The sequence below is a fragment of the Bradyrhizobium sp. USDA 4541 genome (genome assembly GCF_024171085.1).
GTDB classification, from domain to species: domain Bacteria; phylum Pseudomonadota; class Alphaproteobacteria; order Rhizobiales; family Xanthobacteraceae; genus Bradyrhizobium; species Bradyrhizobium australafricanum.
The window spans coordinates 8920822-8943585 of sequence record NZ_JALJZF010000001.1 but is presented as its reverse complement, the minus strand read 5'-3'; the positions used below and the strand labels follow the sequence as shown (position 1 = coordinate 8943585).

Below are 22764 nucleotides of genomic sequence, written 5' to 3'. Positions count from 1 at the left end.
ACGGATCATGCTTCAGCCATCCGATATTGATCGCGTGACGGATCAGTATCCGAAGCTTCTTCAGTGTATCGAGTGCCGCACCTGGGCGATTCGCATAGGGTTGAAGAATGCCGGTGACGATTCGCTCGCGCGAGAGCCCGGCGATTGTGCGATGACCGTGTTCGATCCGGAGCGTCTCAAGACGGCCAATGTAGCCCGTCTTGCTTGTGTCACGGAGGCCAATGTATTCGGCGCTCTTCATGTAGGAAGCAATGAGCGCCGCGATAGTGCCTGACGCGGCCGGCACAAACCGATTTCGGACCGGTACAAATTGGCCTAGCAACGCGGCTTGGTACGCCACCATAAATTCTTCGCTCGTGGGATCATTCGGCAAACGAGAGCGGGGTCCTTTGCCACGACGAAACGATAGATAGGTATGGCCCTTGACGTGATTACGCTCGACGTAAGGCGGCAGCTTGCGGGGCATCGACATCATTCCACGTGTCATCAACGCGAGTATTATTGCCATCGGAAGGCAGTTCATCAATGGCGATGTCTAGTTGACGGACATCCCAAGCCCGACGCCGCTCCCCGAGCAATCGTGCTCGGGGCATTTGGCCGTTTTTCACCATCTCATCAAACGTGTTGGGTGACACGCAGACGTAAGCGGCGGCGGCTTCGCGACTGATGAGCCGTGGTGCAAGTGATGGCGGTAGCGCTGTTTGCCGTGGCATCGCGATGCCCTATGCTAGGCGATCCATTCCGCCGATCTGTGCATCGCAACATGCTTGGCTCGTCCAAACAAGGGCACGCGGTCCGATTCGGAAGCCCATGCGTGCAGCGGCGCACAAATCGGATGGTTGCACGGGACAATGCGTGTTCAGCCTCAAAATTCTCGTCGATGGCCCGGAGGAGTTTACGTTTACGCATTTTTACTTAGCTTGACTGCGTAAATTGGCAGATTTCAAACCTTGAGCCAGGTGTGGCTAAGCAAGCGAACAGAAAGCTAAACCACCTCGAAGTGACTCTTCCGCAAGGACTCTTGGTCGACGCCGTTTGGATGGAGCGCCATGGATGATCGGATCGCGTCTTTTCCGCGTTGTTTTGGATTTTGTGGCTGAAGCCACAGTTGGCTTTCTTGCTCGTGTCCTCGTACTGCATTCGACGGAGCGTTCATCACGCCTACAAATTCCAGTAACGGATTGATATCGTCCTTGTCCGCTGCCTTAAGCGGAGCGATATATGCCGTTCGGCGTTCATTCATTTTTTGAAGATCCTGCCCGCCCGCCCAATCAATCGGCTTTGCGTTGTAGACACGGTCCAGAACCGTAGCCGCCATGATGCGGGCATGCCTTCCGTTGTCTTAAGAAACGGATGAATCTTCACCAGGCGATGGTGCAAGCGAACCGCAGCCCTCTGCAGGCGAGTAGGTTTTGTTGTCAGCCTGGTACTTCGCATCGCCCATGAGGGTACGAAGTGGTGCACGCTGTGGCAAACGCGACAGGACGCCTGGCCGCCGGCGGTGGATCAACATCGCTACCGGTGATGATCTCATCGGGGACTACCTCGATGCCATCGCGACCGAGTTCGTTCAGAGCGGGCGCGCGCCAGATGCCAGATTTTGGGCAGTGCGGCAGCCGCCTGCCAATTACATCTTCGAGCGCATGATTACAGGTCCGACCTCGATGATCTTGGCAGGGGAGCCGCAGCTGCAGGTTTCGTCGGAGCATATATGTCGCCGATTCCTCCTGATTGGCCTCACCTTGACGCGATCTTGCCCGCCATCGACGGCTGGGTCACTGCCACGGCCTACTCCCCGTCGGCAGCTCTTGCGCTCCTGCGTTTCGCAGAGCGCTTCGACACAAAGCAGCGGACAAAATGGCTTGTGAAGTGGCTCGGGTTCTACGTCGACAAACATCAAACCGATCAGCAATTCTGAGGCTATGGATCAAATGGCGACCGCGCCGCGGCGCTGCTCAAACCGCTGCAGAACGCGGACATGTCCACGCGGCGTGAAATCCGGCGTCTGCTTGGCGTGATTGCGGACGCAGGCTCGCTCGGCGCGCCCGTCCATAGGCGCCTGCCGCGTTACTTGCAAACAACCAACGCACTATCTACTCCCCATCTTTGTCCATTGCGCACGATTGTATGTACTGAGCGGTGCAGTGCGTCGCAGAAATCTCCGTGCAACGAAAGGGCGTATTATCGCCAAGTGCCAATGACGCACGTCAACATCAACCGAAGATGATTATCACGATGATTCGACCGGAAGTATCCAGCCCGCAGCCAGTTGGATCTTATTACGGCCCCCAATTGCGCGAGCGGTTATAGCGATATCGATGTCTCACGCCGGTTGACGGCGAATTTCGCGCAAGGCTCGCATCTTTTCTGCAAAAGCGATCGACGAGTCCCACCTTGCGGGCATGCTGTTGCAATCGCCGGAGAGTGCTCGTCGTTCACGCCGACCAGCAGGTACAGTGCAAGTTCAGGATTTCGAAATCAATCTGACCTATTGAGCCGGTCAACATCGACCGAACGAACCAGGTCAACAACTCCCGTTCAGCCAATACTGGCCAACGTCTGTCGGCGCCGTGTTAACCAACACGGCCACCGGGGCACGAACTCATTCAAGGGGTAACATGAGAGATGTTGTGACAAGGAACGGCAAGCCATCGAAGCGTTTCCGCATCGGGTTGCGCAGCCAAATGGCGCTGCTCGGGATATCAGGGGGCCTTGTCACCGGCGTTATCTGCGCCGGCGCACTGACTTACGCGCGTCTTGTTCAGAGCGAATCAAACGACAGCAACAAATTGAAGGATCATATCGCATCCTTGTCACAGAGCTTCCTGGAGTCGCGACAAATCGCAAACGACTTCATCCGCAAACCAAGTGATGTCTTGATCAAGAACCATGCCGAGAATTATGAACGGCAGCTTTCAGACCTCGGTTACGTTGAAACATTTGCGACGATGTTGCCCGATAACGACCCGCTCAAAGCAGGTGACGTCCCTGCGCTCGGTGATCGGTCTCTACGCAACGCGCTTTCATAACATTGTCTCCGCCCAACGCAATCTCGGCTTCAATGAGAATGAGGGATTTCAAGGCAAGCTGCGCAATGCCGTTCACGACGTCGAGCAACGGCTGAAAGAGCTGAGCCAGCCGCGCCTCACGACCTTGATGTTGATGATGCGCCGGCACGAGAAGGATTTCATCCTGCGCGGCGAGGACAAATATGGCGATCAACTGGTCGATCAAGAGGCGATATTCGAGACCGCGCTTGCTCAAGCCAACCTGCCAGAGGAGGCGAAATCCCAGATCCTCGACCTGATCCGCGCATACAAGTTGAGTTTCGTTGCGTTCATGGTCACGCAGCAAGCGCTGAATGACCAAGTGGACGATCTTGGACACATCTACGACCGTGTCCGTCCGGCGCTCGTGAAGATCATGGCTTCGGCCGGCGCGCGTTCGCAGGTTGCTGAAGTCCATGCTGAAGAGATCCGGCAGACGCTCATCTGGGTGATTGGACTTTCAACGGTTCTTGTGGGGCTCACCGCAGTGCTGTTCGGCCAGCGCATCGCCGAAACAGTGGCTTCGATGACGGCGGCCATGCGCCAGCTCGGCGAGGGGCGGTTTGACGTGATTTTGCCAGGACTTGGCCGAAAGGACGAGCTCGGCGAGATGGCCGAATCGGTCGAAATGTTCAAGCTGAAAGCCCGCCAGAGGGCGCGGGCCGAGCTCGATGCGAGCGCCGAACTGGATCGTGTCGCTGCCGAACGGCGTAAGGCCGATATCGCGCGGCTCGCCGGTGAGTTCGAAAGCGCCGTGGGTCAGATTATCGGCGCCGTCTCATCCGCATCATCAGAGCTCGAAGCGTCCGCGCGCAGCCTTACCGGCGCGGCCGATCGCGGCAGGCAACTCTCCGTCGAGGTCGCATCTTCATCGGGGGAGACCTCCGCCAACGTTCAGCGCCTCGCTGAGGCTACCGGCGAAATGGCGGGAACGATCGCCACCATCGGCCGGCAGGTTGACCAGGTGGCCAGTATGTCGCACGAAGCGGTCCGTATGGCGCAACTGAGCGACCAGCGAATATCCGGTTTGGCGGTCGCGGCGGAGCGGATAGGCGGCGTCGTTCAGCTGATCGCCGCGATCGCGCGGCAGACAAATCTGCTCGCGCTGAACGCCACTATCGAGGCTGCACGCGCCGGAGGCTTCGGCAGGGGATTCGCGATCGTTGCACAGGAAGTGAAATCTCTCGCGACACAGACCGCCCATGCCACCGCTGAGATCAGCGAACACATCGGCGGAATACAGGCTGCGACACGTGATTCGGTCGGAACTATTGCCGAAATTGGCGGCCTCATCGGACGCATCTCGGAGATTGCGGGGACCGTGGTGGAGGCCATCGGAAAGCAGGAGACGACCAGCCAAAGCATCGCACTCAATGTGCAGGAAGCCGCAGCCAGGACGACGCTGGTGGCGACAAGCGCCGGTGAGGTCACTAAGGGCGCAAAGCTGACCGAGGAGGCTTCGGCGGGCGAACTGCTTTCTGAGGAAGGTACTCGGCTGAAGCGCGAGCTGGACGACTTCCTCGCTAGAATCCAGGCGGCCTAGCTTGGGGGAGGCGTAGACCGAAAAGCATCCAGACCAGCATGCGAATTGCAGACAGGCGCCACTTGGTGGTCACAATGGCCGTTGTGACTGGCGGCTTCTCGCCGACTCAGGCTAAGCAGTTTGTGCGCAAAATCCAATATGAGACGAAACAAGATGGTTGCTACCGCCCGCAAGATGCCGACTTCAGGCTTCGCGATCGAAGTCGATGGCCTGTTAAAAACTGAGTTTGCAACGAAAGAGGGCGCCAGGGCTGGCGGAGAAGAACTGAAGAGACGCTTTCCCAAGCTTCGGGTCAGGATCTATGACGCGCAGACGCATGCGCGTGAGGAAATCTAGACCCTCAGATTCAAGCCCGGGTCACTTCTTCCGCTTGGCGCGTGCGGCCGATGCCGCAACGGGCTCTCCTGAACCGAGCCGCGCAGCGTTTCGGCCATGCGGGTTCGATCCCTCGCGCAAGGACTCATGAAGCTCCTCGCCGGGGGCACTCGGGAAAGGGGCCCGCCGTCATGGCGTATGCCGGCGTGGCTATCACTGCCCGTTCCCGGGTACCGCTATTAGGATCTTCTTAAGTTCGGCTTTGCGCTGAAAGAGCAGGAGTCGGATGTCGCGGGGCTGTTCAGATAGAGCAGATCGAACGCTACGAGGACGATGCTCTTCGATTTGCCCTTGAGCTCGTTCTGCAGGACCGAGAAGTCGGTCGTCCCGTCGGCCGCCGGTAGCTATTGGCTTTACGCTGAAACGGCACAGGAAGAACTCCACGTTGCAGCCGATTCAAATTGGCACAGTTCGAATCGTGCCGGAACCTGCGCATCCCTGTCGCAGTGCTTTCAATGTCACAACAGGAGGCACCGATGGCGGCAGCGAAGAATGCGACACGGCGCGCGAACGAAGCAGGACCGGCCGCGGGTGGCAGGCGGGCAGGACTACGAAGTGCAGTACGAGGCGAAGAAGACCGGAAAGTCGGCACCGGTGGTGAAGAAGGCCGTCAAAAAGGTCGGCGACGCGCGCAAGCGGATGGAGAAACAGTTAGGCCGCAGAGTCAGAGACGAATTGGCGTAGACGCTTAGTGCCGGTCATCCTCGTTGGGGCATTCTGGACAGGTGTCTCCAATCGAGTCCAGCACGTCGCGAACAGCGGCTTCCGCTGCACCAGCGGATGCGCCTATTGGCGGGTCTCGACGGGCGATATTGAAAGGCCCGCTCTCGTGCACGCGGATCGGCGCGGTCCTGCATCCAACCGTGCTCCTCGCACTCGCTGATGGCGCCCGCTTCCCGGAGCACGTGGATCTCCCATCCGCGCAGCGTCCGTATTGTCGGCCTTCGTTCAGTAGTCATCAGCATTGAAGTAGGCTCCGAATACGACGAATCCTGTGGTCCGCCATCTGTTCCGGCTCCTCGCACAAGGCTGGATTCCCAGTAAGCAGAGGACAAGGTTTCCCCAATTCCGAGATCCCTGTGAAAGATGCCGGGCGGTTCTTGTAGAATGACCTGCATCACGTGCGCTTAGGTCTTTGCGCGTGCAGGCAGAGCCGCACCGCGCTCTCGTGTTGGGATGGACGGCCCCTGACTTGCAGTCAAATGTGACCGAGTTCGCGCTCGTCGTGCCAGGGACCAAGCGATCCGCATTCAGCTTCAGAAATCTATCGTGTACCTTGATGCCGAATCCGTCGGGTCCCTTGCGGTCCGGAAAGGTCTCGGCCGCATGCGCCATCCAACTCAGCGAGATGTCGGAGAGGCGGGTTTCATTTTCGGGATAGCTACCGCCGACATCGAAGTGGTTTCCTGCGAACCACATTCCACAGCCAATCCGGTTGCTTGAAATCCGTCCAAGGCCGCCCGGCACATTCAGCGCGAGAGCAGGCCTTTGTCGGGCACTTGCTTCGCCGTTGTCGGCATTGAGACTCAATGCCAGAAACCTGACATCCGCGCGCTACGAAGTGCCTGCTGAGCCTGCGAACTCAACTCGGCACGCGATTTGCTCTGTTCACGGCATCATCACCAATCGCGGTGCGATGATCTTCGGGACGGACACGGCGCGCGTCGCCGTTCGCGTTTGGTCCGTTCCGACGGTTTGCTGTGGCATGACTTGGCGCTCGGTAGTGGACCGAGAAATGCAGGGAAGGGTTGGATGCGATCTAGAGTTCTTCTTTTGGGAGCCAGCGAAACTGCCACCGGAAAAGTGCGACTGCTCCGCAGGCTAAATTGGCGGGCTAGTTGGTGGCGGGTACCTCGAGGCTCCTTCACCAATCCCTACGGTCAGTCGATCTTTGGCGATGCCGACAGGTTCGATGTCATGCGGCGGCACAACCCGCACCTGCCGTTCGGCTAGGGGCCGCCCTTCTGCCTGAGCGTGCGCTGGGACGCCTGGAATTGCGATGGGCCTTCTTCGCGCCACTCGTGCGGATGGGGGATCTGGTGCGGACCAACGTCGCGGAGGCTGTCGTCTATCTGCCGTCTTCGCTGCCTGCGGCTCCTATCGGTCGCCTTCCGCCTTTCATCGCTTAGAGAGTGATGTGCCACCATGTCCGAACAATCCTTGCCGACGCTGCCGATGTGGCGCGTCGATCACATCGAGCCTTCGCCGGAGATGTTGGCGCTACGCGCCAACGGTCCGATCCACCGCGTGCGCTTCCCGTCCGGACACGAAGGCTGGTGGGTCACAGGCTATGACGAGGCCAAGGCAGTGCTGTCCGACGCGGCGTTCCGGCCCGCGGGAATGCCGCCGGCGGCGTTCACCCCGGATTCGGTGATTCTCGGTTCGCCGGGCTGGCTGGTCTCGCACGAGGGGGGCGAGCATGCCCGGTTACGCACGATCGTGGCGCCGGCCTTCAGCGACCGCCGGGTGAAGCTGCTCGCGCAGCAGGTCGAAGCGATCGCCGCGCAGTTGTTTGAGAAACTAGCGGCCCAGCCTCAGCCCGCCGACCTGAGGCGCCACCTCTCCTTTCCGCTTCCGGCCATGGTCATCAGCGCGCTGATGGGCGTGCTCTACGAGGATCACGCTTTTTTCGCCCGGCTGTCCGACGAGGTGATGACGCACCAGCATGAAAGCGGCCCGCGCAGTGCGTCGCGCCGGGCTTGGGAAGAACTGCGCGCCTATATGCGCGGCACGATGCGCGACAAGCGCCAGGCTCCGGGCAACAACCTGCTGACGGATCTGCTCGCGGCGGTCGACCAGGGCAAGGCGACCGAGGAAGAGGCGGTCGGCCTTGCGGCGGGCATGCTGGTGGCGGGGCACGAGAGCTCCGTCGCGCAGATCGAATTCGGCCTGCTGGCCATGTTCCGCCATCCGCAACAGCGCGAACGCCTGGTCGGCGATCCATCCCTGGTGGACATGGCGGTGGAGGAAATCCTGCGCATGTACCCGCCGGGCGCGGGCTGGGACGGCATCATGCGCTATCCGAGGACCGACGTGACCATCGCGGGCGTGGATATTCCCGCGGAGAGCAAAGTGTTGGTCGGCCTGCCGGCGACGTCGTTCGATCCGGGCCATTTCGATGACCCGGAAATCTTCGATATCGAACGCCAGGAAGAGCCGCACCTGGCGTTCTCCTACGGGCCGCACTCCTGCATCGGCGGGGCGCTAGCCAGGCTGGAACTCAAGGCGGTGTTCGGTTCGATCTTCCAGCGCTTTCCCGCGCTGCGTCTGGCCGTGGCGCCTGAAGAACTGAAGTTGCGCAAGGAGATCATTACTGGCGGCTTCGAGGAATTGCCGGTGCTCTGGTGATGCACGGACGCCAACGCTGATCGCGATCCTCTCCGCAATTTGCCGGCGCGCCTGGGGCGCGCCGGTCAGATCAAGCCGCCGACAGGTAATCAGGATGGACGTGCAAGAAACCACGGCAGCATGCCCGGATGCTTTCGCCGAACTGGCGTCGCCAGCGTGCATCCACGACCCATATCCGTTCATGCGGTGGTTGCGCGAGACCGATCCGGTGCATCGTGCGGCGTCGGGCCTCTTTCTGTTGAGCCGCCACGCCGACATTTACTGGGCGCTCAAGGCCACGGGCGATGCGTTTCTGGGACCGGCGCCGGGCGAGCTGGCGCGCTATTTTCCGCATGCGGCGACCAGCCTGTCGCTCAATCTGCTGGCGTCCACGCTGGCGATGAAGAACCCACCGGCGCATACGCGTCTGCGCCGGCTGATCTCGCGCGATTTCACCATGCGCCAGATCGACGACCTGCGGCCGAGCATCGCGCGCATCGTCGCCGCGCGCCTGGACAGCATGGCGCCCGCACTGGAGCGCGGGGAGGCCGTGGACCTGCATCGGGAATTCGCGCTGGTCTTGCCCATGCTGGTCTTCGCTGAACTGTTTGGCATGCCCCAGGACGACATGTTCGGGCTCGCCGTCGGCATCGGCGCCATTCTGGAAGGCCTGAGCCCGCACGCCAGCGATCCCCAGCTCGCCGCGGCGGACGCGGCCAGTGCCAGAGTGAAGGCCTATTTCGGCGGCCTCATACAGTGCAAGCGCACCGATCCCCGCCACGACATCGTGTCGATGCTCGTCGGCGCACACGACGATGATGCCGACACGCTGTCGGATGCGGAGTTGATCAGCATGTTGTGGGGCATGCTGCTCGGCGGCTTCGCCACCACTGCTGCCACCATCGACCATGCGGTCCTGGCGATGTTGGCGTATCCCCAACAGAGGCACTGGCTGCAGGGAGACGCCGTGGGGGTGAAGGCGTTCGTCGAAGAAGTCCTGCGCTGCGACGCGCCCGCGATGTTCAGCTCCATTCCGCGTATCGCCCAGCGCGACATCGAACTGGGCGGCGTGGTGATCCCGAAGAACGCGGACGTGCGCGTGCTGATCGCGTCCGGCAATCGCGACCCGGACGCCTTCGTCGATCCCGATCGCTTCGATCCGGCGCGGTTCTACGGCACCAGTCCAGGTATGTCGACCGACGGGCAGATCATGCTGAGCTTCGGCCACGGCATTCACTTCTGCCTCGGTGCGCAACTGGCCCGGGTGCAATTGGCCGAGAGCCTGCCGCGGATCCAGGCCCGTTTCCCCGCGCTGGCGTTGGCCGGGCAGCCGACCCGGGAGCCCTCCGCGTTCCTTCGGACGTTCCGCGCGCTGCCGGTGCGGCTGCATGCGCAGCGGAGCTGAGATGCGCGTCGTGGTCGACCAGGATCTGTGCGGAACCAGCGGGCAGTGCGTGCTGACGCTGCCGGGCACCTTTCGCCAGCGCGAATCGGACGGCGTGGCCGAAGTATGCGTGGCGACGGTCCCGCAGGCGCTGCACGCCGCCGTGAGGCTGGCGGCGAGCCAGTGCCCAGTCGCCGCCATTCGGGTCATCGAAAGCGACGCTGGCGATGACGAGCGCGGCAGCGCCGACCCTCCGCCTTCTCCACCGGAGGCCGAGCGGCATGCCGCAAGAGACCAACGCCATCCAGGAGGACACGATGGGACGGTTTGAAGACAAGGTGGCCGTGGTGACCGGTGCCGGCGCCGGCATCGGCAAGGCATGCGCCCTTGCTATCGCGCGCGAGGGAGGCAGGGTGGTGGTCGCCGACATTGATGGCTCGGCGGCCACCGCCTGCACCGCGCAAATTGCATCCGAGGCGGACCGGGCGCTTGCCTCGGCCACAGACATCGCCGATGCGCAGGCGGTGGCTGCGCTGTTCGAAACGGCGGAGCGACACTTCGGTGGGGTCGACCTGCTGGTGAACAACGCGAGCGCCATGCATCTGACTCCGCGCGACAGCGCGATCCTCGACCTGGACCTGGCGGTCTGGGATCAGACAATGGCGACCAATCTGCGCGGCACGTTGCTCTGCTGCCGGCAGGCCATCCCACGGATGATCGCCCGCGGTGGTGGCGCGATCGTCAACATGTCGTCGTGCCAGGGGCTCAGCGGTGACACCGCGCAGACGTCCTACGCCGCGTCGAAGGCGGCGATGAACATGCTGTCCGCCTCGCTCGCCACCCAGTACGGTCATGCGCAGATCCGCTGCAACGCGGTTGCGCCGGGTCTCATCATGACCGATCGTCTCCTCGCCAAGCTGGACGAGTGCACGCAATGGCATCTGCGCCGGCACCAGCTCCTGCCGCGCGTCGGCCGCCCCGACGACGTGGCCGCGCTGGTGGCGTTCCTGCTCTCCGACGATGCTGCGTTCATTACTGGCCAGGTCGTGTGCATCGACGGCGGCATGCTGGCGCATGTGCCGACGTACGCCGATGGTGGCAACAGCCGCGCCGCGCGGCCTTCCGGCAAGACCGCCGAAGCGGACGCGTCGCGGGGCTGCTGATGGACATGTTGCTCAACCCGCTGAACCGTCGGCATCGGCTGCGGCACGACATCCCGGTCGTGCCGGGCGCTTTCCCCTTGGTCGGACATCTTCCCGCCGTCGTCTGCGACCTGCCGCGCCTGCTGCGGCGCGCGGAACGGACGCTGGGCAGCCACTTCTGGCTGGATTTCGGCCCTGCCGGACATCTGATGACCAGTCTGGATCCGGACGCTCTCGCACTGCTCCGGCACAAGGACGTGTCTTCGGCGCTGATCGAAGACATCGCGCCCGAATTGTTTGGCGGAACGTTGGTTGCCCAGGACGGCATCGCGCACCGGCAGGCGCGCGATGCGATCCAGGTGGCGCTTCTGCCCAAGGGACTGACCCAGGCCGGCATCGGCGAGCTGTTCGCGCCCGTCATCCGGGCGCGCGTGCAGAGGTGGCGCGACCGCGGCGACGTAACCATCCTGCGCGAAACCGGCGATCTGATGCTCAAGCTCATCTTCAGTCTCATGGGAATCCCCGCGCAGGACCTGCCGGGATGGCATCGCAAGTACCGGCAACTGCTGCAGCTGATCGTCGCGCCCCCGGTCGACCTGCCCGGACTGCCATTGCGGCGCGGCCGCGCCTCCCGCGACTGGATCGATGCACGGTTGCGCGAGTTCGTCCGCGCCGCGCGCCAACATGCCTCGCGCACCGGGTTGATCAACGACATGGTGAGCGCCTTCGATCGCAGTGACGATGCGCTTTCCGATGACGTCCTGGTCGCAAATATCCGCTTGCTGCTGCTTGGTGGTCACGACACCACCGCCTCGACGATGGCCTGGATGGTGATCGAGATGGCGCGGCAGCCTGGGCTGTGGGACGCCCTGGTCGAGGAGGCGCAACGCGTGGGTGCGGTGCCGACCCGGCACGCGGATCTGGCGCAGTGTCCGGTCGCCGAGGCGCTGTTCCGCGAGACGCTACGCGTGCATCCGGCGACGCCGCTCCTGGTGCGTCGCGCAGTGCGTGAATTGCGAGTCGGCCAACGGCGCATTCCCGCGGGCACCGATCTGTGCATCCCGCTGCTGCATTTCTCGACCTCGGCGCTGCTGCACGAGGCGCCTGATCAGTTTAGGTTGGCGCGGTGGCTGCAACGCACCGAGCCGATCCGTCCGGTGGACATGCTGCAGTTCGGTACCGGCCCACACGTCTGCATGGGCTACCACCTGGCATGGCTGGAACTGGTGCAGTTCTGCATCGCCTTGGCGCTGACCATGCACGAGGCCGGGGTGCGGCCGCGGTTGTTGAGCGACGTCGAAAAAGGCCGGCGCTATTACCCGACCGCACATCCGTCCATGACTATCCGCATCGGATTCTCATGAGCTGGCACCGCATGCCCCTGTGGCGAGGCAGCGGTGCCAGCGACGCGCGGCATTGCTGCACTCGGCGCGCGCGCACGGTGCGATCGGACAACACCTCGGCGGCTCGCCTGTCAGGGACAAGGACATGAACAGCATGCAGACCGGTTCCACGCCCCAGGACGACAGAACTGGTGATTCCGCGCTCGGCGGATTGGGCGGACAGGCGCGCAGCGCATCCGGCGGGCTGCTGCCCGAGATCTGGATGCAGGACGGCGCAAAGCGGGTCGAACAGGTGCTGGCGCGCCTTCTCTGCGCCGAACGTGACGGTGAGACCGAGCTGATGACGGCGATGCGCTACGCCACCTTGCATGGCGGGAAGCGCACCCGCGCCTTGCTCTGTCTGGCTGCCGGCGCACTGGCCGACAAGCCGGCGCACATGCTCGACGACGTCGGCGCCGCCATCGAGATGATGCACGCTTGTACCCTGGTCCACGACGATCTGCCCGCGATGGACGACGACGTGCTTCGTCGCGGCCTACCGACCGTGCACGTCAAGTTCGGCGAAGCTACTGCGATCCTGGTCGGAGATGCGCTGCAGGCGCACGCCTTCCTGACCCTGGCGAGCTTGGATGCGCCGGGCGACTACCGTATCGCGCTCGTGCGCGAACTGGCGCAGGCGGTGTCCGCCGAGGGGGCCGCAGGCGGGCAGGCCATCGATCTGTCGCTGGTCGGAAAGCACGTGGAGCTGGACAGGATCGTGACGATGTACCGGATGAAGAGCGGAGCACTAGTGCGCGCATCCGTTCGCATGGGCGCGCTATGTGCCATCGCGGAGGATGCCGCGCACGCTGCGCTGTACTGTGCGCTCGATCGCTACGGCGCCTGTTTCGGCCTGGCGTTGCAGGTGATCGACGACATTCTCGACGTGACAGCGGATGCCGCGACGCTGGGCAAGACCCCCGGCAAGGACGCGGCGACGAAGAAGCCGACCTGCGCGTCGATCATGGGACTGCAGGCAGCGCGCCAGTTCGCGCTGGATCTGTTGCGCGATGCCGGGGAGGCCATCGCGCCGCTGGGACCGCGTGCAGAACGGTTGGCGCAAATCCTGCAGCGGGCCAACGCGTATCTGTTCAAGCACGCGCCATGCGCATGAGCGTGCCCGTCCGCTTGGAGACGCTCCTGTGCCGCTGCGATCGGCCGGCAGCAGCGGTGCATGCTGCACTATGTGCGAAGTCTCCGGCGCCGATCGCAGCGGTTGCCCAGCACGGCCGCGGCGCACGCGGGCGCGCTGCCCGCAAGCCTATGCGGCGGGCCGGCGCCAGCATCGGGGTGGTCGCCGCGCGGGAGCGGGACGGCCGTCCGGCACTGCCTATGCGACGGCCTGCGGCGACATGCGCGCGACGTTTGCCCATCCGTCTGAAGGAGCATCCCGCGTGAACGCGCTGTCCGAACAGATCCTTTGCGAATTGCGTCGCCTGCTGACCGAGATGAGCGATGGCGGCAGCGTCGGTCCGTCCGTCTACGACACGGCGCGAGCTCTGCGGTTCCATGGCAACGTCACCGGTCGGCAGGATGCATACGCGTGGCTCATGGCGCAGCAACAGGCCGATGGCGGATGGGGAAGCGCGGACTTCCCGCTGTTCCGCCATGCGCCTACTTGGGCGGCATTGCTGGCATTGCAGCGGGCCTATCCTCTTCCCGGCGCTGCCGACGCAGTCCAGGCTGCAACCCGGTTCCTCCAGCGCCAGCCCGATCCCTACGCGCATGCGGTCCCGGAAGACGCGCCGATCGGCGCGGAGCTGATCCTGCCGCAGTTTTGCGGCGAGGCCACATCCTTGCTGGACGGCGTGGCGTTTCCGCGCCACTCGGCGCTGTTGCCGTTGCGGCAAGCGTGTCTGGTCAAGCTGGCGGCGGTGGTGACGTTGCCGAGCGGCCATCCGTTGCTGCACTCCTGGGAAGCCTGGGGGACGTCGCCGACCACCGCGGTCCCGGATGAGGACGGCAGCATCGGCATCAGTCCGGCGGCCACCGCCGCGTGGCGCGCGCACGCCGTGACACAGGGGAGCACGCCGCAGGTCGGGCGCGCCGACGCGTATTTGCAGACGGCATCGCGGGCGACGCGCAGCGGCATCGAAGGTGTCGTTCCCAACGTCTGGCCGATCAATGTGTTCGAGCCATGCTGGTCGCTGTACACCCTGCATCTGGCCGGGCTGCTCGCGCATCCCGCGCTCGCCGAGGCGGTGCGCGTGATCGTCGCGCAGCTTGACGCGCGTCTGAGCGGGCGCGGTCTGGGCCCGGCCTTGCACTTCGCGGCCGATGCGGACGACACCGCGGTTGCGTTGTGCGTCCTGCGCCTTGCTGGCCGTGACCCTGCGGTCGATGCGTTGCGCCATTTCGAAATCGGCGAGCTGTTCGCCACCTTCCCCGGCGAGCGCAATGCCTCGGTGTCGACCAACATCCATGCCCTGCATGCCTTGCGACTGTTGGGAAAGCCCGCCGCCGGCACCAGCGCCTACGTAGAGGCCAATCGCAACCCGCACGGTCTATGGGACAACGAAAAATGGCACGTTTCGTGGCTGTATCCCACCGCGCATGCGGTCGCTGCGCTGGCGCAAGGCAGGCCCCAGTGGCGCGACGAGCGCGCGCTGGCGGCGCTGCTACAGGCGCAGCGCGACGACGGCGGCTGGGGCGCCGGTCGCGCGTCCACATTCGAGGAAACCGCCTATGCCCTGTTCGCGCTGCGCGTGATGGACGGGAGCGAAGAGCCGACAGGGCGCTGGCGCATCGCGCAGGCGGTCGCGCGTGCGCTGGAGTGGATGCTCGCCCGCCATGCGGCGCATGCATTGCCGCAAACGCCGCTGTGGATCGGTAAAGAACTGTATTGCCCCACGCGGGTCGTGCGCGTGGCCGAACTCGCCGGGTTGTGGCTGGCGTTTCGTTGGGGGCGGCGCGTCCAGGCCGAGGGCGCAGGAGCGGCGCCATGATCCAGCCCGAACGCGCGCTGCAGCAAGTGCTGGAGTGGGGGCGTTCCCTGACCGGGTTCGCCGACGAGCATGCCATGGAAGCCGTCAGGGGCGGCCAGTACATCCTGCAGCGCATCCACCCGAGCCTGCGCGACACCAGCGCCCGCACCGGCCGCGACCCGCAGGACGAAACGCTGATCGTGGCGTTCTATCGCGAATTGGCGCTGCTGTTCTGGCTCGACGATTGCAACGACCTTGGCCTGATCGCGCCGGAACAGCTCGCCGCGGTGGAGCAGGCGCTGGGGCAGGGCGAGCCGTGCGCGCTCCCCGGATTCGAGGGCTGCGCTGTGCTGCGCGCTTCGCTGGCGGCGCTTGCCTACGATCGTCGCGACTATGCTCAGCTTCTCGACGATACCCGGCGCTACTGCGCGGCGCTGCGCGCCGGACAGGCGCGGGCGGCAGAAGCGGAACGCTGGTCCTACGCCGAGTACCTGCACAACGGCATCGATTCGATCGCCTACGCGAACGTGTTCTGCTGCCTATCGTTGCTGTGGGGGCTGGACATGACGACCTTGCGCGCGCGTCCGGCGTTTCGTCAGGTCCTGCGGCTCATCTCCGCGATAGGGCGCTTGCAGAACGATCTGCATGGACGGGAGAGGGACAGGTCGGCCGGCGAGGCCGGCAACGCGGCGATCCTGCTGCTGCAGCGCTATCCGGCTATGCCTGTGGTGGAGTTCCTTAACGACGAGCTGGCCGGCCATACGCGCATGCTGCACCGGGTGATGGCGGAAGAACGCTTTCCCGCGCCGTGGGGCGCGTTGATCGAGGCCATGGCGGCCATCCGCGCCGAGTACTACCAGACCTCGACCAGCCGCTACCGCAGCGACGCTGCGGGGGAAGGCGAGCGTGCGCCGGCTTGAACGCGCGCGAGGCGATGGCGTGCGCGCACTGCCGTCGGGTCCGACCCGGCGCAACGCCGTCGCCCGATGCGACCGACGGAGCGAACATGAGCGACACGGCGCCCTGAGCCGGCGTAAGGACGGCCATCTGGACCTCGTGCTGGGTCGGCAAACGGCGCCGGCCACGGTTGCAAGAACTGCGAGCGATTGATCGAACACGATGCGGTGATCGCGCTGTTCAACAAAGTGGTGGAGATCGCCAATGACCGGGGCTGGTTGTCGGGCGAATATTTCAGCATGGATCGCACGTTGATCTAGGCTTGGGCCGGGCAGAAGAGTTTCAAGAAGGACGGCGATGACGAGGGCGGCAGCGACTTCCGCGGACAATCGCGCAGCAACCATGCGCACGTGTCCACGAGCGATCCGGATGCGCGGCTGTATCGCAAAGGCAGCACGGCGCTGCGCTACATCGGACACGCGCTCCGCTCACTTCTGAGCAATTCGATGGCGGCACAATGGCGAGCCGCAAGCGGTCGCTAAGTTTTTACAAATTTGGAATCTAGGTATGTCGGGGATGGCGGAAATGCCTCACGTGCCTCTCGATGCGCCGCAGTCCCTAAGCGACAACTACGTTCGGATTGACTGAGCACAGTTGCGGAAACATGGCGTTCTGACGGGCCCTGACATCGACGATCACGCAGTCTGCGTCTACCAGCGCGCGCAATTGAAACCCGGCTAACGGCACCCACTTTGGAACAGTCGGCGAGAATAACGCGCTTCCACGCATGAGCAAACATCGCTCTTGCTATCTCTACTTCGTCGGGATGAAGCTCATCGCATCAGCGGTCGCATCGAGACCGAACGGAGAGACCATCGCGAAATCTTCTCGGTAGCGAGCTTTCTCATTGACGGTAATCGCCCCGATCGTTGCGGGCGGATCGTCTGTCCCCACCCAGGATCACACCTCTGTTTCCGCGCTGCGTGCAATCACCCGCGGAAGTCAAGCACTTGGCGGCATTCAGAGAGTTGGTGACGACAATGAGCCCTTCCATCTGAGCTAAGCGTTGGGCCAGGGTGGTTGTCGTGCTTCCCGCGTCGAGAAAGATCGTCTGAGTCACTGACCGGCTCAGCCGCGCTTCTATCGTTTCTAGAGCAACGGCAGAACTTCGGCGTGAAGTTCTGCCGTGCTTGCAGCGATGACCCGCTTGCCGGAGGTAATCGTGAGCGGCTTGCCCTCCCAGTCGGTGACAATGCCGCCGGCTTCTTCGATCACCGGCACCAGCGCCATGAAATCGTAAGGCTCCATCCGCGTCTCGATGACGAGGTCGATGTGTCCAGATGCAAGCAACCCATAATTATAGCAATCGCCGCCGAAGCGACACATCCGGGCAGTTTGGCTGATGCCCAGGATTTGATCGCGTTCTGATTCTGCAAAATAGAGGGGCGACGTGGTGTAGAAGTTCGCGTCGGCGAGGCGCCGGCAGTCGCGAACTTGGCATTTTGTGCGAATGCCGCTCGAGTTGACAAACCAGCTACCCAGGCCGGTTGCGCCCGTCCAGCGTTCCCGCAATGCGGGCATCTCGACGACGCCAATCTGTGAACGTCCTTGGATAGCGAGCGCGACCAGCGTTCCCCAAAGCGGAGACCCGGAAATGAAGCTGCGCGTGCCATCTATGGGATCGACCACCCACGTAGGCGAATCGAGATCACCCTGGATCCCGTATTCTTCACCGAAAATCGAATGCTCTGGAAATCGAGCGGAAATCGCCTTTCTGATGGCTTGCTCGACACGCCGATCTGCCTCCGTAACGGGGCTCTCGTCATCCTTCGTGTTGATGTCTATCGGCCGTCGAAACCATTCGGTGGCGTGAGAACCTGCGCTTCCAGCGATCTCAAACGCGAAATCGACCAAATCAGACATCGAGTCTGCACCATCCATGCTGGCAACCTCCTGAGCATTACAGATCCAGCTTAAGGTACAAAAACACATATTGCCAGATCGCTTTTGATACCGTGGCTTCGGTTGCCACGCAGAAACCCAAAAACAAAAAAGCCATCCCGATTAGCGCTCGTATCTCTAACCGGACGACCACTCCGGCCTACCATGCGGTAATTGATATTGGCTTCGACAGAGAAATGCTTTTGGCTTCATCGGCAATTACCAATCGCTGGAAGAATTTGCCGACACCTCCTGGAGGCGCGCAAAACCCACATTGGTCCGCGATAGTCAGCTCCTCATCTCTTCGCGCATGCATGCTCGCCTTACCGAATGGAGCAGCAAGGCTCGGGGCTAGACGCAATACCAGCGCGTTATAAGCGTCGCTCGGTGTTTAGCGGTGCGTTCAATCCGAAGAAAATCGACCGCTCAGCATCAAACGATGCATTTTGCATCAAGAAAAGAATACCGCTTTCCCGGACTGGCTGAAAAAGAGATTGCCTTGGACTCGCTCGTCTCTGCTTTCTCTGAGACTATTGATCGTTCGCCGATGCTGCCTGCGAGGGGAATGCGGATGACTTGCAATGGCCCGTTTGACCGATCTCGAAGTCGCGCCGCGCCGCTGACATCGTGTCGAACGGTGTGTTGTTGACGCAGCGAGCGTGTGCCGGCACGTATCACGGATACTGATCGGCCACCCTTCCCCTAGTTCAAATCTGCCGGCAGCTCGCATGAGCCGCGCTGTAACCCGCTGGATGGGCGCCCGCGCGAACGCTTCGTGCTGCCTTCCTCACCCCTTCACGTCCAATGTTTGAGGCAAATCCAATGACTACCAGCCATGATCAGGTCAAATTCGCTTACTGGGTTCCAAATGTTTCCGGTGGCCTTGTAATCAGCAAGATCGAACAGCGAACCGGATGGGACATCGACTATAACCGCCGCCTGGCGCAGATCGCGGAGCAGGCTGGCTTCGATTATGCGCTGAGCCAGATCCGCTTCACCGCCGGTTATGGCGCCGAGTTCCAGCATGAGCCGGTCGCCTTCAGCCATGCGTTGCTCGCGGCGACCAAGAAGCTGAAGGTGATCGCGGCGCTGCTGCCCGGACCGTGGAATCCGGCGGTCGCCGCCAAGCAGATCGCGACCATCAGCCAGCTGACCGAGGGGCGCGTTGCCGTCAACATCGTCAGCGGCTGGTTCCGCGGCGAGTTCGCTGCGATCGGCGAGCCCTGGCTCGACCACGACGAACGCTATCGGCGCTCCGAAGAATTCATCCGCGCGCTGCGCGGGATCTGGACGCAGGACAATTTTACGTTCCGCGGCGATTTCTACCGCTTCTCGGACTACACGCTGAAGCCGAAGCCGGCGCATCCCTTGCCCGAGATCTTCCAGGGCGGCAGCTCGCGCGCCGCGCGCGACATGGCCTCGCGGGTGTCGGACTGGTACTTCACCAATGGCAACTCGGTCGAGGAGATCAAGAAGCAGGTCGACGACATCAGGGCCAAGGCGCGCGCCAACAATCACTCGGTCAAGATCGGCGTCAACGCCTTTGCGATCGCGCGCGACAGCGAGGCCGAGGCGCGCGCGGTGCTGGACGAGATCGTCGTCAAGGCCGATCCCGATGCGGTCAACGCCTTCGCGCATGAGGTGAAGAATGCCGGCAAGGCCTCGCCGGAAGGTCAGGGTAATTGGGCGAAGTCGAGCTTCGAGGACCTCGTCCAGTACAATGACGGCTTCAAGACCAATCTGATCGGCACGCCTGAGCAGATTGCCGAGCGCATCGTGGCACTGAAGGAGGTCGGCGTCGATCTCGTGCTGCTCGGCTTCCTGCATTTCCAGGAAGAGGTCGAATATTTCGGCCGCCGCGTCATTCCGCTGGTCCGTGCGCTGGAGGCGAAAACCGCCGCGCACGCCCAGGCCGCCGAATGATCGGGAGCCTTTCGACGTGACGGCGATGGCGACGAATGCTGACGTCCTTGCGCTGGAGGCGGCTCCAGCGGAAGGCAAGCCGCGGGCAACGGCGATGGCCGATGCTCCCGATCGGCGGCTCGCGCCGGCCGCCGATCGCGCGGCACGGCCGGTGCTGGCGTTGAGCGACATCGCGCTGACATTCGGCGGCGTCGCGGCGCTGCGCGACGTCGACCTTGCGGTCGCGCCGGGTGAGATCCGCGCCGTGATCGGGCCCAATGGCGCCGGCAAGAGCTCGTTGCTCAACGTCATCAGCGGGCTCTATCGGCCCGACCGCGGCCAGGTGTGGCTCGGCGAGCATGCGTTCGTTCAGGTGCCGACGGCGCGATTGGCTACGCACGGCGTCGCGCGCACGTTCCAGAACCTCGCGATCTTCAAGGGGCTGTCGGTTTTCGACAATGTCCTGATGGGGCTCGCGCATCGTGTCCGCACAGGTTTCCTGCGCCAGATCATCGGCTCGCCACTGGCGCGCCGGATCGAGGCGGAGAACCGCGCCGCCGCCGACGACGTCATTCGCTTCCTGCATCTTGGCGATGTCCGCGAGCGCGCAGCCGGAACTTTGCCCTATGGTTTGCAGAAGCGGGTCGAGCTGGCGCGGGCGCTGGTGGCGCGACCGACGTTGCTGCTGCTGGACGAACCGTTCGCGGGCGTCACGTCGAGCGAGAAGCTCGAGCTGTCCGAGCACGTGCGCAACGCGCGCGACAGCTACGACGCCACCATCGTGCTGATCGAGCACGACATCGCCGTGGTAATGGCATTGTCCGATCGCATCGCGGTGCTCGACAACGGCCGCAAGATCGCCGACGGCACGCCCGACGAGGTGAGATCCAGCCAGGCGGTGATCGACGCCTATCTCGGCGTCGCGCATCAGGACGTCACGGAGCTCGCGGTCTGATGTTCGACTATCAGTTTCTGATCGAGGTGCTGGTCGGCGGCCTGCTGTCGGGGGTGATGTACTCGCTGGTCGCGATCGGCTTCGTGCTGATCTACAAGACCTCGGGCGTGCTCAATTTCGCGCAAGGAGCAATGCTGCTGTTCGCGGCGCTGACCTTCGTCAGCCTGATCGAGCGGGGCATCTCGTTTCTGGTCGCGTTCCTGGTCACGCTCGCGATCATGGTCGTGCTGGGCGTGAGCGTCGAGCGAACCGTGCTGCGGCCGCTCGTCAACCAGCCGCCGATTACCCTGTTCATGGCAACGCTCGGGTTGTCCTACGTGATCGAGGGCGCGGCGCAGCTGTTGTGGGGCACGCAGGTTCACGGCCTCGACATCGGGATCAGCGACGTGCCGCTCGACATCGCCGGGGTCTTCATCAGCCGGTTCGATCTGTTCGCCGCAGCAGTCGCAGGGAGTCTGGTGGCGCTGTTCGCGCTGTTCTTCCGCTACACCCGGACCGGGCTCTCGTTCCGCGCGGTTGCCGACGACCCGTTCGCGGCACTTGCCATCGGCCTGCGGCTGCCGCGGGTCTGGGCCAGTGTGTGGACCGCCTCCGGCATCGTCGCGCTGGTCGCGGGGCTGTTGTGGGGCGCGCGTCTCGGCGTCCAGTTCTCGCTGTCGCTCGTGGTGTTGAAGGCGCTGCCGGTGCTGGTGCTCGGCGGCTTCGATTCGATCGCCGGTGCGATCATCGGCGGTCTATTGATCGGCGCCATCGAGAAGCTAGCGGAAGTCTATGTCGGGCCGCTGTTCGGCGGCGGCATCGAGGCCTGGGCCGCCTATGCGGTGGCGCTGGTGCTGCTGCTGGTGCGGCCGTCCGGGCTGTTCGGGCAGAAGCTGGTGGAAAGGGTCTAGGCGATGAGCACAGCAGCACCGGGAGGACGGCTCGCGCCTGGCGTCGAGACCGTTGCGATCGCCGCCGCGGCGGTGATCGCCTTTGGCGCCGTTCCACTGCTTGGTTCCGACTATCTGATGGACGCGGTGCTGACGCCATTTCTGGCGCTGGCGCTCGCCGCCGTCGGGCTCAACGTCCTCACCGGCTATGCCGGGCAGGTGTCGCTGGGCTCCGCCGCATTCCTCGCGGTCGGGGCCTACGCCACCTACAACCTTCACCTCCGGCTTCCGGAGCTGCCCCTGATCGTCGATCTGGTGATCGCCGGCCTGATCGCGGCCGCGATCGGCATCGTGTTCGGATTGCCGAGCCTGCGCCTGCGCGGGTTCTATCTCGCGGTCTCGACCTTGGCCGCGCAGTTCTTCGTGCAATGGGCCCTCACCAAGTTCGGCTGGTTCTCCAACGACAATCCGTCCGGCGTGATCGATGCTCCGGTGCTCAGCGTGGCTGGGCTCACCTTCACGAGCCCGGCGGGGCGCTATGTGTTCTCGCTGAGTGTCGTCGTGGTGGCGACGTTCCTGACCTTGCGGCTGCTGCGCGAGCAGAGCGGCCGCAACTTCATCGCGGTGCGCGATCACGAGCTCGCGGCCAAGGTGATCGGCGTGCCGCTGCTGCGCACCAAGCTCCTGGCCTTCGGCGTCTCCTCGTTCCTGATCGGCATCGCCGGAGTGTTGTGGGCTTTCGCCTATCTGCGCACGGTCGAGCCGGCCGGATTCAATCTAGACCGCTCCTTCCAGATCCTATTCATCATCATCATCGGCGGGCTGGCCTCGCTGCGCGGCGCGTTTCTCGGCGCCGCCTTCATCGTGGTGTTTCCGCTGATCCTGTCACGCGCCGGCATGGCCTTGCTCGGCGGCGTGTTCGATTCGGGCGTGCTGGAGATGAGCCAGCGCATCGTCGTCGGCGCGCTCATCATCGCCTTCCTGATTGCCGAACCGCGCGGCCTGGTCGCGCTGTGGGATCGGCTTTGGCGCGCCGTCACGCGGCCGGCCGCCATCAGCAACACATGACATTTCGC

At 63.5% G+C, this 22764-nt stretch carries 21 protein-coding genes and 5 pseudogenes; 20 read left to right on the top strand and 6 right to left on the bottom strand.

The window, feature by feature from the left end; all coding sequences use genetic code 11:
- Window positions 1-7: 7 nt before the first annotated feature.
- Window positions 8-274, top strand: a complete 267-nt coding sequence (locus J2R80_RS42185; protein ID WP_253624834.1) for a hypothetical protein — start codon at window positions 8-10, stop codon at window positions 272-274.
- Between the two features lie 711 nt (window positions 275-985).
- Here the strand turns inward: J2R80_RS42185 and J2R80_RS42180 are convergent.
- A complete protein-coding gene (locus tag J2R80_RS42180) occupies window positions 986-1318 on the bottom strand; it encodes a hypothetical protein (protein WP_253640901.1) in 333 nt (110 codons plus the stop codon).
- Window positions 1319-1711: 393 nt separating this feature from the next.
- On the opposite strand from J2R80_RS42180, the gene J2R80_RS42175 reads away from it, so the two are divergent.
- The 4 genes from J2R80_RS42175 (at window position 1712) to J2R80_RS42160 (ending at window position 4926) form a co-directional block, all read left to right on the top strand.
- Window positions 1712-1918, top strand: coding sequence for a hypothetical protein (locus J2R80_RS42175; protein WP_253640900.1), 207 nt, complete (start codon window positions 1712-1714; stop codon window positions 1916-1918).
- 700 nt (window positions 1919-2618) lie between these two features.
- Complete coding sequence (locus J2R80_RS42170; protein ID WP_253640899.1) at window positions 2619-3029, top strand: hypothetical protein; 411 nt, start codon at window positions 2619-2621, stop codon at window positions 3027-3029.
- A complete protein-coding gene (locus tag J2R80_RS42165) occupies window positions 2998-4590 on the top strand; it encodes a methyl-accepting chemotaxis protein (RefSeq protein WP_253640898.1) in 1593 nt (530 codons plus the stop codon). The genes J2R80_RS42170 and J2R80_RS42165 overlap by 32 nt, the downstream gene beginning before the upstream one ends.
- Before the next feature lie 153 nt (window positions 4591-4743).
- On the top strand, window positions 4744-4926 hold the full coding sequence (locus tag J2R80_RS42160) for a hypothetical protein (protein WP_076827915.1): 183 nt from the start codon (window positions 4744-4746) through the stop codon (window positions 4924-4926).
- Between the two features lie 219 nt (window positions 4927-5145).
- On the opposite strand, the pseudogene J2R80_RS42155 reads toward J2R80_RS42160, so the two are convergent.
- Window positions 5146-5273 (bottom strand): annotated as a pseudogene (locus J2R80_RS42155) (DNA ligase); the annotation flags it as partial.
- Between the two features lie 184 nt (window positions 5274-5457).
- Between J2R80_RS42155 and J2R80_RS42150 the strand changes: the two are divergent.
- Window positions 5458-5649, top strand: a complete 192-nt coding sequence (locus tag J2R80_RS42150; RefSeq protein WP_253640897.1) for a DUF3606 domain-containing protein — start codon at window positions 5458-5460, stop codon at window positions 5647-5649.
- 4 nt (window positions 5650-5653) lie between these two features.
- On the opposite strand, the pseudogene J2R80_RS42145 reads toward J2R80_RS42150, so the two are convergent.
- Window positions 5654-5930, bottom strand: a pseudogene (locus J2R80_RS42145) (hypothetical protein).
- A 322-nt stretch (window positions 5931-6252) separates the two neighbouring features.
- Window positions 6253-6384, bottom strand: a pseudogene (locus tag J2R80_RS42140) (phospholipase effector Tle1 domain-containing protein); the annotation flags it as partial.
- 726 nt (window positions 6385-7110) lie between these two features.
- Between J2R80_RS42140 and J2R80_RS42135 the strand changes: the two are divergent.
- The 10 genes and pseudogenes from J2R80_RS42135 to J2R80_RS42095 form a co-directional block, all read left to right on the top strand.
- Window positions 7111-8313 (top strand): cytochrome P450, encoded by a 1203-nt coding sequence (locus J2R80_RS42135; protein ID WP_253640896.1) that lies wholly within the window; start codon window positions 7111-7113, stop codon window positions 8311-8313.
- Between the two features lie 94 nt (window positions 8314-8407).
- Entirely contained in the window at window positions 8408-9697 is a 1290-nt protein-coding gene (locus tag J2R80_RS42130; RefSeq protein ID WP_253640895.1) for a cytochrome P450, read from the top strand.
- Between the two features lies 1 nt (window position 9698).
- Window positions 9699-10007 carry a ferredoxin gene (locus tag J2R80_RS42125; RefSeq protein ID WP_076827908.1) on the top strand — a complete coding sequence of 103 codons (309 nt, stop codon included), beginning with the start codon at window positions 9699-9701 and terminating at the stop codon, window positions 10005-10007.
- Window positions 9994-10839, top strand: a complete 846-nt coding sequence (locus J2R80_RS42120) for an SDR family oxidoreductase (RefSeq protein ID WP_253641111.1) — start codon at window positions 9994-9996, stop codon at window positions 10837-10839. Before J2R80_RS42125 ends, J2R80_RS42120 begins: the two co-directional genes overlap by 14 nt.
- Complete coding sequence (locus tag J2R80_RS42115; protein ID WP_253640894.1) at window positions 10839-12182, top strand: cytochrome P450; 1344 nt, start codon at window positions 10839-10841, stop codon at window positions 12180-12182. The genes J2R80_RS42120 and J2R80_RS42115 overlap by 1 nt, the downstream gene beginning before the upstream one ends.
- A gap of 133 nt (window positions 12183-12315) precedes the next feature.
- Window positions 12316-13314: a polyprenyl synthetase family protein gene (locus J2R80_RS42110; RefSeq protein ID WP_253641110.1), complete on the top strand. Its 999-nt coding sequence runs from the start codon at window positions 12316-12318 to the stop codon at window positions 13312-13314.
- A gap of 280 nt (window positions 13315-13594) precedes the next feature.
- Complete coding sequence (locus tag J2R80_RS42105) at window positions 13595-15145, top strand: hypothetical protein (protein ID WP_253640893.1); 1551 nt, start codon at window positions 13595-13597, stop codon at window positions 15143-15145.
- The gene (locus J2R80_RS42100; protein WP_253640892.1) at window positions 15142-16044 is read left to right on the top strand and encodes a hypothetical protein; all 903 of its coding nucleotides are present in this window, start codon (window positions 15142-15144) and stop codon (window positions 16042-16044) included. The genes J2R80_RS42105 and J2R80_RS42100 overlap by 4 nt, the downstream gene beginning before the upstream one ends.
- Window positions 16045-16063: 19 nt before the next feature.
- Window positions 16064-16216: pseudogene (locus tag J2R80_RS43610) on the top strand (type 2 isopentenyl-diphosphate Delta-isomerase); the annotation flags it as partial.
- Window positions 16216-16506 (top strand): annotated as a pseudogene (locus J2R80_RS42095) (IS5/IS1182 family transposase); the annotation flags it as partial. The pseudogenes J2R80_RS43610 and J2R80_RS42095, both read left to right, overlap by 1 nt.
- Window positions 16507-16925: 419 nt before the next feature.
- Here the strand turns inward: J2R80_RS42095 and J2R80_RS43920 are convergent.
- Together J2R80_RS43920 and hisN are read right to left on the bottom strand one after the other, a co-directional pair.
- The gene (locus tag J2R80_RS43920; RefSeq protein WP_375162640.1) at window positions 16926-17141 is read right to left on the bottom strand and encodes a hypothetical protein; all 216 of its coding nucleotides are present in this window, start codon (window positions 17139-17141) and stop codon (window positions 16926-16928) included.
- A 29-nt stretch (window positions 17142-17170) separates the two neighbouring features.
- Window positions 17171-17962, bottom strand: coding sequence for a histidinol-phosphatase (hisN, locus tag J2R80_RS42090; RefSeq protein WP_253640891.1), 792 nt, complete (start codon window positions 17960-17962; stop codon window positions 17171-17173).
- Between the two features lie 822 nt (window positions 17963-18784).
- Between hisN and sfnG the strand changes: the two genes are divergently transcribed.
- Genes sfnG through J2R80_RS42070 form a run of 4 tightly spaced genes read left to right on the top strand, consistent with a single transcriptional unit; the run spans window position 18785 to window position 22756 of the window.
- Entirely contained in the window at window positions 18785-19885 is a 1101-nt protein-coding gene (gene sfnG / locus J2R80_RS42085; protein WP_253640890.1) for a dimethylsulfone monooxygenase SfnG, read from the top strand.
- Window positions 19886-19910: 25 nt separating this feature from the next.
- Window positions 19911-20819, top strand: a complete 909-nt coding sequence (locus J2R80_RS42080) for an ABC transporter ATP-binding protein (protein WP_375162639.1) — start codon at window positions 19911-19913, stop codon at window positions 20817-20819.
- Window positions 20819-21709 (top strand): branched-chain amino acid ABC transporter permease, encoded by an 891-nt coding sequence (locus tag J2R80_RS42075; RefSeq protein ID WP_253640889.1) that lies wholly within the window; start codon window positions 20819-20821, stop codon window positions 21707-21709. The genes J2R80_RS42080 and J2R80_RS42075 overlap by 1 nt, the downstream gene beginning before the upstream one ends.
- 3 nt (window positions 21710-21712) lie before the next feature.
- Window positions 21713-22756, top strand: a complete 1044-nt coding sequence (locus J2R80_RS42070; RefSeq protein ID WP_253640888.1) for a branched-chain amino acid ABC transporter permease — start codon at window positions 21713-21715, stop codon at window positions 22754-22756.
- The last annotated feature ends 8 nt before the right edge of the window (window positions 22757-22764 follow it).